Genomic DNA, 12,587 nt, shown 5'->3' on the forward strand with positions numbered 1-12,587 from the left:
GCTGCTTACTGCTACTTTTTACTCTCCGTAGTAATCTACTAAGTTTTTGGGTGTCTCGATCAGCCGAATCTGATGCAGCCGGGCCTCCGAAACCTCCGCCAGGGCGCGTTCGAGTATTTTCCAGATTTCCATCACAAAGATCTCGCAGCTCGCCATTTTCCCCTGCATAAAGGGTACATCGAGGTTCAGATTTTTATGATCGACCAGATCGATGATTTCCCGTTTGATCATATCGCCCAGTACTTTCAGGTCGATTACGAAGCCTGTATCGGGGTCGGGCTCACCTTTGACCGTGACAATCAGTTCGAAGTTGTGCCCGTGCCAGTTGTAGTTGGCGCAGGGGCCAAAAACTTCTTTATTCTTTTCGTCGGACCAGTTCGGGTTGAAGAGCCGGTGGGCCGCGTTGAAGTGTTCTGTTCGGCTAATGTATACCATTATTCTGGTTTGTTAAGGGCGGTTTTTCCAGACAACGCCCACTGTAAAAGCGGCAAAGGTACAACTTTACGAAGTCCTAAAAAAATGCAGTTAGCCTGTACGCTTAGATAGGGTTAATCGGCTCTGTAGCATCACATTGCCTTTCTTTGGTATTGAAAAAGTTATATTTTTCCCTTAAATAAGGTATAGGTTTCTGTTTGCATACACCCTACCTTTGGGCCACTTTTTGCCTAATCACGCCTTCTGATTTAATCAATAGCCACTATACGCTTTAGATTTACTGAATATGATTGTTGTAACGGGGGCTGCCGGGTTCATTGGCAGTTGTTTAATCAATAAGTTGAATGAAGAAAACTTCAATTTTATTGTCGCCGTTGATGACTTTTCTCACCCGGAGAAGGCAGCTAACTTAGCGGACAAACGCATTCAGGAGCGTGTCGACCGTGAAGAGCTGTTCGACTGGCTGGAGGCTAACTACCAGGAGATTGAGTTTATCTTTCACATTGGGGCCCGTACCGATACCACGGAGTTTAACTACGAAATCTTCGCCCACCTCAATGTCGAGTACTCCAAGAAGATTTGGCAAAAATGTATTGACTACCAGATTCCGCTCGTCTATGCTTCATCGGCGGCTACCTATGGTCTGGGGGAGTTAGGATACGACGACAACGAATCGGTGATTCCGCAGCTCCGCCCGCTTAACCCCTACGGAGAGTCGAAAAATGAGTTCGATATCTGGGCGCTTGAGCAGGAGCGAAAACCGTTTTTCTGGGCCGGTCTGAAGTTTTTCAACGTGTACGGCCCCAACGAGTACCACAAAGGCCGGATGGCATCGGTTATTTTCCATGCCTACAATCAGATCTGCCAAACGGGTGGTATGAAGCTCTTCCGCTCGCACCACCCCGACTTTAAAGACGGTGAGCAGATGCGCGACTTTGTGTACGTGAAAGATGTAGTAGAGGTGTGTTTGTTTCTGATGCACCACCGGCGTAACTCCGGTATTTATAACCTCGGTAGCGGCAAGGCCCGCACATTCCTCGATTTGGCCAACGCCACCTTTGCGGCCATGGACCGCGACCCAAACATCGACTTTATCGATACCCCCACTGATATTCGCGACAAGTACCAGTATTTCACGCAGGCCAATATGGCCAAGCTACGCTCTATTGGATACGACAAGCCGTTTCATTCGCTCGAAGACGGCATCAGCGATTACGTGCAAAACTACCTGCACGGCAAGCGGTATCTTTGAAAGAGACAAGCAGACGTTAGATAACGCAACGATGGCGGCCCGCTTTTAACCTTTCAGAAGGGTCAAAAGCGGGCCGCCATCGTTCTGCTGTTTATAGCCTGTAAGACGTTTAGTCCCAAATCACTTCGATCACTTCTTTTTTCAGATCGACGGTGGTGCGGGCTTCGCCATTGACCCGCTTGATGAGCAGCTTTCCGTTGCTCACCTTCAGGGCTTCCTGCTGAATAACATGGGTTTCGTCTTTCTTGCGGAAAATAGAAACCGTTTCCTTGTCATTCAAACCTAGGGGCAGGCTGACCGATTTGCCCGACGCATTCACCGACCGGGCCGTTGCCGATAGCGGTTGTTTGCGCAGCATAGCCAGCACGCGCGAGGCTTGTGGTACGCCGTAGCCCACAAAATTGTTGCCGTAAGGGTACAGGTGCGACGATTTTTCGATCAGCTCAATAACCTCGCGGTTGGTAAGCCTAGGGTTGGCCTGCATGATACAGGCCGCAAAGCCCGTGATGACCGGTGCCGATAGCGATGTCCCATACAGCGAAAAACACGATACGTTTGGTTTCAGGTAAGGCAGGCTTTCGGGGCCAATGCTGCTGTACCCAATGCGGTTCCAAAGGCGCGAGTTGGTAGCCCCAACGGCCAGTACGCCCTGTGCATCGGCCGGGGTGCTGATAATGCGCCAGCTGCGGTCGTCGCCCTCGTTACCGGCCGAGACCACAATGAGCATGCCCTTCTTATCGGCGGCCATTTGGGCAGCCCGGCTGATGACACTCGTGTGGCCGTCCATCTGCTTAGGTTCGTAGTTTTCTTTGGGGTCGGTAAACCCACGGGCGTAGCCCAGTGAGGTATTCACCAGCCGTACGCCGAGACTGTCGAGCCATTCGATCGCCTGAACCCAGTTGTCTTCTTCGCCCCGAAACTCGCGGTTGCCCTGATCGGTGCGGGCCAAATAGAACGTAGCGTCGGTAGCCAGGCCGTACTGGATATTCTCGGCGGGGTCGAGGCCGGCAATAGCGGCCATTACTTCGGTGCCGTGAAAATCAGACATGCTTTCCAGATTATGAAACAGGTCGTTTTTCGTCTTTTTGGCGTTTACGTAATCGCGCACGGTGCGCACGCCATTGCGCACAAACAGGTGTTTGAGCGCGGCAGCGGAGTCGGCCCCAAAAAAGCCGGCATCCAAGACGCCCACTTTCACAAACCGGCCCGTAAGGCCAGCCGCGGCAAACTCGTTTGCCTGAATCTGATTCATGACCGGTGCTAGTTGCGGGCGGGTCAGGTCGGCGTCGGGCAGGCCCGTAACCACCAGGTGGCGGTCAATCGGAATCAGTTCTTTCACAAACGAGAGCTGCTTTACCTGGGCTACATGTGCCGGGCTAAGTTGCGCCGATACCGCATTGAACCAGCGCGACCGGCACAGGGGCGTAACGCCAGTTTGCCGGAGCTGGGCAAGGTAATTGGCCGAGAGCGGCCGGTCGGTATCATCAACGGGGAGGCCGCGTAGCTGTCGGCTGTGCAACGTACCGGGCGATAGGGCGGGAGCCGCCGATGGATCTTTATCCTTGAAAATAATCCAGTATTTAGCTGGCTCTGGCTTGGTAGGGGTAGCCCAACAAAGGGCGGGCCAAAGCAACAGCCACAGTACGATGCGTTGCGTCATGGTTTCCAGGTTAAGATATTGGTATAAAGAAGGGGTGTGCGTAAACTACCCCGTCGGTTAGATAACTTCACCGACAATGGTTTTCTTTGCAAACTTAACAAAAGGGCAGACTATGTTAGTTTCTGGGCATTTCACGGGGAGATATATCATCGGATTGCCCGTCAGCCACTAGCAGGCCTGACCCTGTATCCAGCATCGTTTCCATGCGTTACGAACCAATCAACAACACCTTATTTACTACCAATCGGCAGCGGCTGGCAGGGCTGCTCAAACCCAAATCGCTGGCGATTTTCAATGCCAACGACATTATGCCGACCAATGCCGACGGGACGATGGGCTTTCGGCAAAATAATGATCTGTTCTACCTGACCGGTGTCGATCAGGAAGAGACCATTCTGGTGCTGTTTCCCGATCATCCCGACGAGCGCTTTCGGGAGGTTTTGTTTCTGCGCGAAACGAGCGAGCTGATTGCCATTTGGGAGGGCCACAAACTAACCAAGGCTGAGGCCGAGCAAACCAGCGGCATTGCCCAGCGGTCGATTTACTGGACGAGCCAGTTCGAGCTTATTTTCAAACAGATGGTGTTTGAGGCCGAACGTGTGTACCTGAACACCAACGAGCATACCCGTGCCGAAGTAACCGTTCAAACGCGCGATGCCCGGTTTATTGATTGGTTTCGGCAACAGTTTCCCCTGCATACGCTGGAGCGCGTGGCTCCGCTCATGCACCATCTGCGGGCCATCAAACTACCGCAGGAGGTGGAGCTCCTGAACCGGGCTATTCATATCACCGATACCATGTTCCGGCGGTTGCTCCGGTTTGTAAAGCCCGGTGTGTGGGAATACGAAATCGAAGCCGAAATGATGCACGAGTTTCTGCGGCACCGGTCGCGGGGGGCGGCCTATACGCCTATTATTGCTTCGGGGGCCAATGCCTGCGTGCTGCACTATATCGACAACAGCGCACAGTGCCAGGATGGCGACGTGATTCTGCTCGATATTGGGGCCGAATATGCCAACTACAATGCCGACATGACCCGGAGCATTCCGGTGAACGGTCGCTTTACCCCCCGGCAGCGGGCCGTGTACGACGCCGTGTTGCGCGTGATGCGTGAGGCCACTCAGATGTTACGGCCGGGTAACCTTTGGGACGAGTACCACCGCGAAGTAGGCAAGATTATGGAGTCGGAACTGATTGGGTTGGGACTTCTTGATAAAAATGAGGTGGCTAAACAAGACCCTGAGGCACCGCTGTACAAAAAATATTTTATGCACGGTACGTCGCACTTCCTTGGGCTCGATGTGCACGATGTGGGGAATAAATACCGCCGGTTTGAGCCGGGTATGGTATTTACCTGCGAGCCGGGCATTTACATCCGGGAAGAGGGGTTAGGAATTCGTCTGGAGAATAATATTCTCATCACAGAAGACGGAAACCTCGACCTGATGGCGCAGATACCGGTAGAAGCTGACGAGATCGAAACGCTGATGAATGCCTGATACAAAAAGCCTGCCCGACAAACCGGGCAGGCTTTTATACATGTATCATTGGATCAGTAACTAATTCGGAGCTGATTGCAAGCCAACGTTGGTCTCGAAGGTGCAATCGTTTGTTTTTACTTTGCTTCCTTGGCCAGTTCCATGGCCGTGTTAAGGCTTGAATACACCCGGCGGATAGCCTTCTCGATCCGATCCCAGCCGTCTTGCGAGGTCAAATCGATGTCCATAATCTTGTCGCGTTGGTTGCTGATAAGGGTAAGGTAGGTGATGCCTGATAGTAAAAGGGCCGTGATCGCGTTTGGATCATACTCAGGGAAGGGGGCCAACTTTTTAATGAGTTTCTCGTACGAGTTGTCACGGAAGGTTGCTATACGCTTGGCGAGCTCGGTTTCACCGTTCGACATTTCCCAGCGGACCAGGTCCTGCGATGACTTACGGCTCCGGAACTCACGCATCAGGTTGATCGCATACTCCGACCATACTTTGCTGCGCTCGGCTGCCGGAACATTCTCCGGTACCGATTCCAGATACTTTTCGTTGAACATCGACAGGAAAAAGCCCCGCTGTACGTAGGCTTCGACCAGTCCGTTCCAGCCGCCAAAATACCGGTATATCAGTACTTTGTTAACCTGAGCCTTTTCGGCTACGGCGTTAATCCCGGCTTTTTCAGTGCCGCGTTCGGCGATGACCTCGCCAGTGGCCCGCAAGATGCGTTCCATAGTCATCGCACGGTTCCTTCTTTTAACTACTTTCATAAGATTACCTGACTGTTTTGGTGGTTATTAAGAATGCAAATGGGCAGTATCCAGATTATGCTTTAAGTAACATGTTTACCTAAATACTGGTAGTAACCAATTGTATCACGACCATCGACACAAAAATGGAAATTAAAAGTAATGTTACCAAGTGGTAACGTTTTTTTTTAGTAAAACAAATGACTTATTAAGACTAGTTTTTGGACGGAGCACTGCTCTTGGTCTACTTTTCGAATAAGTGGTTACTAAAATGTAAAACAGACGCAACTTTATAGATTTAGTTACGTCCGTCAATTTAGATAAAAAGGTAAGATTTACCTTTCCGGATATACTGCCAGTTGATTGCTCAAATCGCTGATGAGGTCATTAAACTGAGTTTCGTTCAAAACCATATCCATCTCAAGCGGGAAGTCAGGGTACGGATGCCAGTTGGGGGTTAGGCTACGGTTAAGCTGAATTTGAAATTTGTATTTATTGCCTGTTAGGGCATAAATGTCGACACTTAGATCCTGATCAGACAAGGTACAGGTCACATGAGCGGTGCGTTTTAACCGTAATTGTTCCAAACTCACTAACAGCCGCGACAGATCGTATGTCTGCAACGGTGCCGACTGACGGTCGCCCTGCTTTTTCCAGAACGTGGCAATTTCACAGCGGAGATTATTCCGGTCTCGCCAGTTCGTGTTGTTTTGGCCGTAGCCCAGAATAGACAGTTCGAATGAATACAATGGTGAAACAAGCTTCATAACCTATAGATATTGAGTATAAATAGATAACCTATTTACTCTGTTTGTAGTTTTGAAGCGCACGCATTAAAAAAACAGGGCAGCTCACGGGTATGAGCGTTCACAGGGATACCAGATGCCCAGTACCCCCTACACTATGGCTGTGCGCAGGCTGCCCCGGAATACTCTTAGAAAACCAGATTATCAATCAGGCGCACTTTGCCCAGATGAGCCGCCAGGCAAATAGCCGTTTGGCCGGGTGCCTGCATCTCCGATACAGGTTGTAGCGTATCAGCATTGGCAACCTCTACATACTCAAGCCGGAAATGTGGCTGTTGTGAAAACAAGCCCGTGACGGCTGCTTTGGCCTGATTGGGGCTCTGACCTTCGAGCATCAGATCATGCGCAAGGGTCAGAGCCTGATGAATAATGGGGGCTTGTAGCCGTTCGTTGGGCGTGAGGTTTCGATTGCGCGACGACATAGCGAGCCCGTCGGCTTCCCGGACGGTGTCGCAGCGAATAAGTTCAACCGGGAAGCTCAGATCGCGAATAAGCCGCCGTACAACGGCAATCTGTTGCAGGTCTTTCTGCCCAAAATAGGCCCGGTCGGGCTGAACCAGATTAAATAGTTTGGCTACTACAATGCCCACGCCGTTGAAGTGGCCGGGCCGGAAAGCCCCCTCCATCACCGTTTCGAGCTCGCCAAAATTCAGGCGGAGTTGCGGAGCTTCGGGGTACATTTCGTCGGCCGAGGGAAAAAATAATATATCCGTTCCAACGCTTTGGAGCATTTCGGCGTCTTGTTCCAGTGTGCGCGGGTAGCGCGCCAGATCGTCGGGGTTATTAAACTGAACCGGATTCACAAACACGCTGGCGACGACCAGATCGCATTCCTGCCGGGCGCGCCGGACCAAATCGAGGTGGCCTTCGTGCAAGGCACCCATGGTGGGTACGAAGCCCAGGGTCAGACCGGGAGTATGTACGAGACGAATTTGCTGCCGAAGCGCGTGTACAGTGTCAATACGTTGCATAGAGGCAATCGGGAAAGGAGCAGGGCTCCGTGATGACGACAAAGTACGGGCTAAGTTGAATAGGGCGAAAGACGAAGTCGTTTAAACGCGTTAAAATGGTAATTATTTAGGAGTTTATGATTGAAATACGCAAAAAAATTGTATAATTTTGCAGATTTTCTATTTGCAAACTGTCATTTAGCGCCCGTCTTTTTATGAGCAAACTTCGCATTCTGTACGTTGCCAGTGAGATAAACCCCTTCTTAAAAACCACCGAAGTAGCTGATTTTGTTCGTAAGTTGCCACAGGTCATGCAAGAGCGCGGCATGGAGATTCGGATTCTGGTACCGCGTTTTGGTCTGATCAACGAGCGCAAGAACCGGCTGCATGAGGTGGTGCGGTTGTCGGGAATCAATATCTCGGTCGGTGACGAAGAAAAGCCCCTGATTATCAAGGTGGCGTCGATTCCGAATGCCAAGTTGCAGGTTTATTTTATCGATAACGAAGACTATTTCCAGCGGAAGTACGTTTTCCACGATAAGGAAAACCGGTTCTACGATGACAACGACGAGCGCGCTATTTTCTTCTGTAAGGGAGCGCTGGAAACGGTGAAAAAACTTGGCTGGTCGCCGGATATTGTGCATTGCAACGACTGGATGACCGCCCTGATTCCGCTTTACCTCAAAACGACGTACAAAAACGACCCGATGTTTAAGGACTCGAAGTCGGTTTTTACAATCTACAACAATGCATTTGACCATCAGTTCAGCAGCGGGGAACTGATTGAAAAAGCAAAAATGCTCGACATTGACGACGAAATGCTGTCGGCGCTGAACACGGGCGATTACGAAGGATTTATCCGGGTTGGTGTGGCTTATGCCGACGCCGTGGTGAAAGCCGAAGAAGAAGTAAGTGAAAGTTTGAACGCCATTCTTAATGACATCCCCGACTACAAATTCGGTTCTAACGAAGACGAAGATTTTGCCGACCGGTACTTCAACCTCTACACGCAACTGGCTGGGTAAAGCCACGCTGCTGGCTGGGGCCACCCTGAGCCTGCTGGCTTGCCAGGAACCCAGTGAAATTGGATTGGCGCCCACTACTCCGGTGGGCGTTTTTTTCAGCGATACCTTCTCGGTGGAACGCTCCACGGTTCTGCTCGATTCGGTGCAGAGCAACGGGCTGAGCGGGTTGCTTACCGGCCGCTATACCGACCCGATTTTCGGTAAAGGGCAGGCGGCTTCGTTTGCCCGGCTGGAGCTGAGTACGGCCTTTACGGTAGTCGACAAAGACAAAAAGGTAGTGCCGACCGCGCAAATCGTGTACGACTCTACCCGGCTGGTGATGTCGTTGCAGCGCGAAAGCGGCTTCTCCTATTTCTACGGCGATACGTTGGTGCCGCAGCAACTGAGTGTGCATCGGCTCACCGAAGATATTGGCACGGCCAATTACGATATTCGGAACCGAATTGGCTATGAGACGCAGCCGCTTGCCCGGTTTACGGTACGGCCCCGGCCGCGTACCACAACCGGCGATACGGCCCTAATTGCCCGCCTGCCCGACGCCATTGGGCAAGATCTGATCAAGTTAGCCAATACCGCCGAGGGGAGCGATGCAACCAAGTTTCTGGCTCTGAACAAGAAGGGCCTTGCTGTAGTAACTTCCACCGACCGGGCTTCACTGCTTCAGTTATCCCGTTTCTCATACATTGCGGTGTACTACCACGTACAGGGCGACACAACGGCGAGTTCGTACGGGTTTTTCCTGTCGGGCAACCGGTTTACCAACCTGACCGTCGACCGGGCGGGTACGCCGTTGGCGAGTCTCCGGGCAGGGCAGGCTCTGCCGTCGTCGGCCACCAACGGCCGGACGTTCGTACAGCCTATGACGGGTGTTACCACTCGCCTGACCTTCCCGAGCCTGTTGTCGATTGAAGAAAACCGGCGCGTAGGTATCAACCGGGCCGATCTGGTGATTACACCGACCCAACCCGATGGTACGTTTCCGGGGGGCGGTTTGCCACCGTACATTGCTCTGGCCGAGGCCAACGGGTTCCAGATTGCCCGCTCGTCGCCTAACCGGGTGGTGCAATTGGTGCCGGTTTTCCCTGGTGTGGCTGTCAACACAACCGAATCTTCGTTTTACAGCCCGCAGGTGGTAGCATACAACAGCCGTACGCGTGATTACACAATCAACATGACGGGCTACATACAGGCTATTCTGGCGGGTAAGCGACCCAACAACGGGCTGTATCTGCTGACACCCATCAGCAGCGACATCGGGCCGGTGACTACGCAGGGGCTCTTACAACCGTCACGTCAGCAGATCTACCTGAACGACCGCGTTCAGCGCATGTTGCTGGATGGGAAGGCAAGCGCGAAGCTGGTGTTGTTCTTTACGTCGTCAAACTAAGTACGAGTGCATAGTTTGCCCCGACTGGCCTCCGAAACAGACCAGCCGGGGCTTTTTATTTTCTTAAACATGATCGGGTTATCATGATCGGGTCGGTTTAGACCGCCGAAACTCGTTATTTTACACCCCGAACGGCCGTTAAAGACGACCGATTAGCCCAACTTAAGTAGTGCATTGTTTTTAATTCCCGATTCAGGAGGCAGTTCATTTTGCCCAACTTGCTTGTTATAAGCTGGTTGTGAGAGAGCCGGAGGCTTAAAAGCGAAAAACCAAAAACATTTTTTAAAACCATGTGCGGAATTGTGGCATATGTGGGACACCGCGAAGCGGCTCCCCTGGTCCTGAAGGGCCTCAAACGACTCGAATATCGCGGGTACGACAGCGCAGGTATTGCCCTGCTCAACGGAAACGGCCTGAAGGTGTATAAGAAAAAAGGAAAAGTAACCGATCTGGAAGGCGAGCTCGTTGGTAAGGAGTTGCACGCCACCATCGGGATGGGCCACACGCGTTGGGCTACCCACGGCGAACCCAACGATGCCAACGCACACCCGCATTACTCGTTTCACCGCAAGCTGGCCATTATCCACAACGGCATTATCGAAAACTACGCGGCTATCAAGAAAAGCCTGCTGGCCAAAGGGCGCGAGTTTCGGTCGGAGACGGATACCGAAGTGCTCATTCAGTTTATCGAAGACATTCAGGAGAATACCGGTTCATCGCTTGAAGAGGCCGTTCGGCTGGCGTTGCAGGAGGTTGTGGGGGCGTATGCCATTGTGGTGATTTCAGAAGATAACCCCACGCAACTGGTAGCCGCCCGCAAAGGGAGCCCGCTGGTGATCGGGGTGGGCGAAAACGAGTTTTTCTTCGCGTCGGATGCCTCGCCTATTATCGAATACACTAAAGATGTGGTGTACCTCGACGATTACGAAATTGCCGTAGTGCGCGAAGGCGAGCTGAAAATCGTGACGCTCGAAAATGCCGAAAAAACGCCCTATGTGCAAAAGGTAGAGCTGGAGCTGGAAGCGATTGAAAAAGGCGGCTTCGACCACTTCATGCTCAAGGAAATCTTTGAACAGCCACGTTCGATTGCCGACTCCATGCGCGGGCGCGTCAACGCCGACGAAGGAACCCTGCAGTTGGGTGGCCTCCGCGATTACATGGACAAACTGGCCAAGTCGAAGCGGATTGTGATTGTCGGTTGTGGCACCTCGTGGCACGCGGGGCTGGTAGCCGAGTATATTTTTGAGGAGTTGGCCCGGATTCCGGTCGAGGTGGAGTACGCGTCGGAGTTTCGGTACCGCAACCCGATTATCAAAGAAGGCGATATTGTGATTGCGATTTCGCAATCGGGCGAAACAGCCGATACGTTGGCGGCCATCGAGCTGGCGAAGTCGAAAGGAGCAACCATTTTCGGGGTTTGCAACGTCGTGGGCTCGTCGATCGCCCGGGCTACCCACGCGGGGGCTTACACGCACGCCGGTCCCGAAATCGGGGTGGCGAGCACCAAAGCCTTTACGGCGCAGGTAACCGTACTGACGCTGATGGCCTTAGCCGCGGCTCAGCGCAAAGGCACCCTTTCCGACTCGTTGTTTCGGCAGTTGCTGGCTGAGCTGGAAAGCATCCCGGCCAAGGTGGAGCGGGTGTTGCAGGCCGCCGACAAAGTGAAAGAGATTGCCCGTATTTTTACGTACGCCCGCAATTTCATTTATCTGGGCCGGGGTCTCAACTTCCCCGTGGCGCTCGAAGGAGCCCTGAAACTGAAAGAAATCAGCTACATCCACGCCGAAGGCTACCCGGCCGCCGAGATGAAACACGGCCCCATTGCCCTCATCGACGAGGATATGCCGGTGGTGGTCAATGCAACGCAGGACAGCTCGTACGAGAAAGTGGTGTCGAATATTCAGGAGGTAAAGGCCCGCAAAGGCCGCGTTATCGCCATCACGACCGAGGGCGACACCAACCTGCCCGGCATGGTCGATTTTGTGATTGAGATTCCGAAGGTGCACGAAATTCTGATGCCGCTCGTATCGGTGATTCCGTTGCAGCTGCTGGCTTACGACATCGCCGTGCTACGCGGCCGCAACGTCGATCAGCCCCGTAACCTGGCCAAGTCGGTGACGGTGGAATAAATTTTGTAAATTGCTCAGGTAAGGCGTAAACAGCAGCGATATGGAGACGATCACCAGACCGATGACGTATGATGAGTTCCGGGCAATGGAGTTTTCGGCCGAAGAGGAGAAAGCGAACGTCTTTGAACTCATAGATGGCGAAATAGTGGCTAAGAATCATCCTACCGTAACGCACCAGCGTATACTGGCTAAGTTGCATTTGTTATTGGGGAATCATGTTCTCCTGAATAAGCTTGGAGAGGTCATTTTCGCTCCCTTTGGAGTCGTCCCTGAGCCGAATACCGACGTGCAGCCGGATTTGTTTGTGGTGCTCGATGCCAACCTACCCAATTTGCAGGAGGACGGTTTCTTCGGTGCGCCCGATCTGGTGGTAGAGATTATTTCGCCTTCGTCTATCAAGCTGGATCGCAACACCAAGTTCAAGCTCTACGAGCGAACAGGTGTGGCCGAATACTGGATTGTTGATCCGCGTAACCAGAGTATCGAAGTGTACGGGCGCACAACCGCCGGGTTCGATCTGGTTTCGTTTGCGGCCGAGAGCGGCACCGTCGAGTCCGGCGTGCTGGCTGGCTTAAGCATAGATGTAACAACGGTTTTTGCCTGATAAGACGCAGTTGATCTTTTGTCGAGGTCGGTCGGGGAGCCCCCGGCCGACCTTTTTTTTCGCACTCAGGCAACCCTTCGGCTGATGGCTGCATTTCTGTCATTGA

11 protein-coding genes are annotated in these 12,587 nt (G+C 52.5%); 6 read left to right on the plus strand and 5 right to left on the minus strand.

From position 1 onward, the window contains the following. Positions 1-18 precede the first annotated feature (18 nt). Complete coding sequence (locus RUDLU_RS0119060) at positions 19-435, minus strand: 6-carboxytetrahydropterin synthase QueD (protein WP_019990017.1); 417 nt, start codon at positions 433-435, stop codon at positions 19-21. A gap of 286 nt (positions 436-721) precedes the next feature. Between RUDLU_RS0119060 and rfaD the strand changes: the two genes are divergently transcribed. After that, positions 722-1,687, plus strand: coding sequence for an ADP-glyceromanno-heptose 6-epimerase (rfaD, locus tag RUDLU_RS0119065; RefSeq protein ID WP_019990018.1), 966 nt, complete (start codon positions 722-724; stop codon positions 1,685-1,687). A gap of 109 nt (positions 1,688-1,796) precedes the next feature. Here the strand turns inward: rfaD and RUDLU_RS0119070 are convergent, their stop codons facing one another. Next, complete coding sequence (locus tag RUDLU_RS0119070; RefSeq protein WP_019990019.1) at positions 1,797-3,347, minus strand: S8 family serine peptidase; 1,551 nt, start codon at positions 3,345-3,347, stop codon at positions 1,797-1,799. Between the two features lie 203 nt (positions 3,348-3,550). On the opposite strand from RUDLU_RS0119070, the gene RUDLU_RS0119075 reads away from it, so the two are divergent. Then, positions 3,551-4,846 (plus strand): aminopeptidase P N-terminal domain-containing protein, encoded by a 1,296-nt coding sequence (locus RUDLU_RS0119075; protein WP_019990020.1) that lies wholly within the window; start codon positions 3,551-3,553, stop codon positions 4,844-4,846. Positions 4,847-4,962: 116 nt separating this feature from the next. Here the strand turns inward: RUDLU_RS0119075 and RUDLU_RS0119080 are convergent, their stop codons facing one another. From RUDLU_RS0119080 to panC, 3 genes are all read right to left on the minus strand, one after another. After that, positions 4,963-5,571: a TetR/AcrR family transcriptional regulator gene (locus RUDLU_RS0119080; protein WP_027303214.1), complete on the minus strand. Its 609-nt coding sequence runs from the start codon at positions 5,569-5,571 to the stop codon at positions 4,963-4,965. Between the two features lie 344 nt (positions 5,572-5,915). Next, complete coding sequence (locus tag RUDLU_RS0119085) at positions 5,916-6,347, minus strand: WapI family immunity protein (protein ID WP_019990022.1); 432 nt, start codon at positions 6,345-6,347, stop codon at positions 5,916-5,918. A gap of 167 nt (positions 6,348-6,514) precedes the next feature. Beyond that, complete coding sequence (gene panC, locus RUDLU_RS0119090) at positions 6,515-7,357, minus strand: pantoate--beta-alanine ligase (RefSeq protein WP_027303215.1); 843 nt, start codon at positions 7,355-7,357, stop codon at positions 6,515-6,517. A 194-nt stretch (positions 7,358-7,551) separates the two neighbouring features. Between panC and RUDLU_RS0119095 the strand changes: the two genes are divergently transcribed. From RUDLU_RS0119095 to RUDLU_RS0119110, 4 genes are all read left to right on the plus strand, one after another. Then, entirely contained in the window at positions 7,552-8,361 is an 810-nt protein-coding gene (locus RUDLU_RS0119095; RefSeq protein WP_019990024.1) for a glycogen/starch synthase, read from the plus strand. Continuing rightward, complete coding sequence (locus tag RUDLU_RS0119100) at positions 8,318-9,748, plus strand: DUF4270 family protein (protein ID WP_019990025.1); 1,431 nt, start codon at positions 8,318-8,320, stop codon at positions 9,746-9,748. Before RUDLU_RS0119095 ends, RUDLU_RS0119100 begins: the two co-directional genes overlap by 44 nt. A 290-nt stretch (positions 9,749-10,038) precedes the next feature. Beyond that, positions 10,039-11,877, plus strand: a complete 1,839-nt coding sequence (gene glmS / locus RUDLU_RS0119105) for a glutamine--fructose-6-phosphate transaminase (isomerizing) (RefSeq protein WP_019990026.1) — start codon at positions 10,039-10,041, stop codon at positions 11,875-11,877. A gap of 40 nt (positions 11,878-11,917) precedes the next feature. Further along, positions 11,918-12,481, plus strand: coding sequence for a Uma2 family endonuclease (locus RUDLU_RS0119110; RefSeq protein WP_083940606.1), 564 nt, complete (start codon positions 11,918-11,920; stop codon positions 12,479-12,481). Positions 12,482-12,587 lie beyond the last annotated feature (106 nt).

The sequence above is a fragment of the Rudanella lutea DSM 19387 genome (assembly GCF_000383955.1).
GTDB lineage: Bacteria > Bacteroidota > Bacteroidia > Cytophagales > Spirosomataceae > Rudanella > Rudanella lutea.

Bases quoted from the DNA above. Each gene is read 5' to 3' on its own strand.
- RUDLU_RS0119095 (WP_019990024.1), top strand. From the start codon at position 7,552: ATGAGCAAACTTCGCATTCTGTACGTTGCCAGTGAGATAAACCCCTTC.
- RUDLU_RS0119070 (WP_019990019.1), bottom strand. From the start codon at position 3,347: ATGACGCAACGCATCGTACTGTGGCTGTTGCTTTGGCCCGCCCTTTGT.
- panC (WP_027303215.1), bottom strand. From the start codon at position 7,357: ATGCAACGTATTGACACTGTACACGCGCTTCGGCAGCAAATTCGTCTC.
- rfaD (WP_019990018.1), top strand. From the start codon at position 722: ATGATTGTTGTAACGGGGGCTGCCGGGTTCATTGGCAGTTGTTTAATC.
- RUDLU_RS0119080 (WP_027303214.1), bottom strand. From the start codon at position 5,571: ATGACTATGGAACGCATCTTGCGGGCCACTGGCGAGGTCATCGCCGAA.
- glmS (WP_019990026.1), top strand. From the start codon at position 10,039: ATGTGCGGAATTGTGGCATATGTGGGACACCGCGAAGCGGCTCCCCTG.
- RUDLU_RS0119075 (WP_019990020.1), top strand. From the start codon at position 3,551: ATGCGTTACGAACCAATCAACAACACCTTATTTACTACCAATCGGCAG.
- RUDLU_RS0119060 (WP_019990017.1), bottom strand. From the start codon at position 435: ATGGTATACATTAGCCGAACAGAACACTTCAACGCGGCCCACCGGCTC.
- RUDLU_RS0119085 (WP_019990022.1), bottom strand. From the start codon at position 6,347: ATGAAGCTTGTTTCACCATTGTATTCATTCGAACTGTCTATTCTGGGC.
- RUDLU_RS0119110 (WP_083940606.1), top strand. From the start codon at position 11,918: ATGGAGACGATCACCAGACCGATGACGTATGATGAGTTCCGGGCAATG.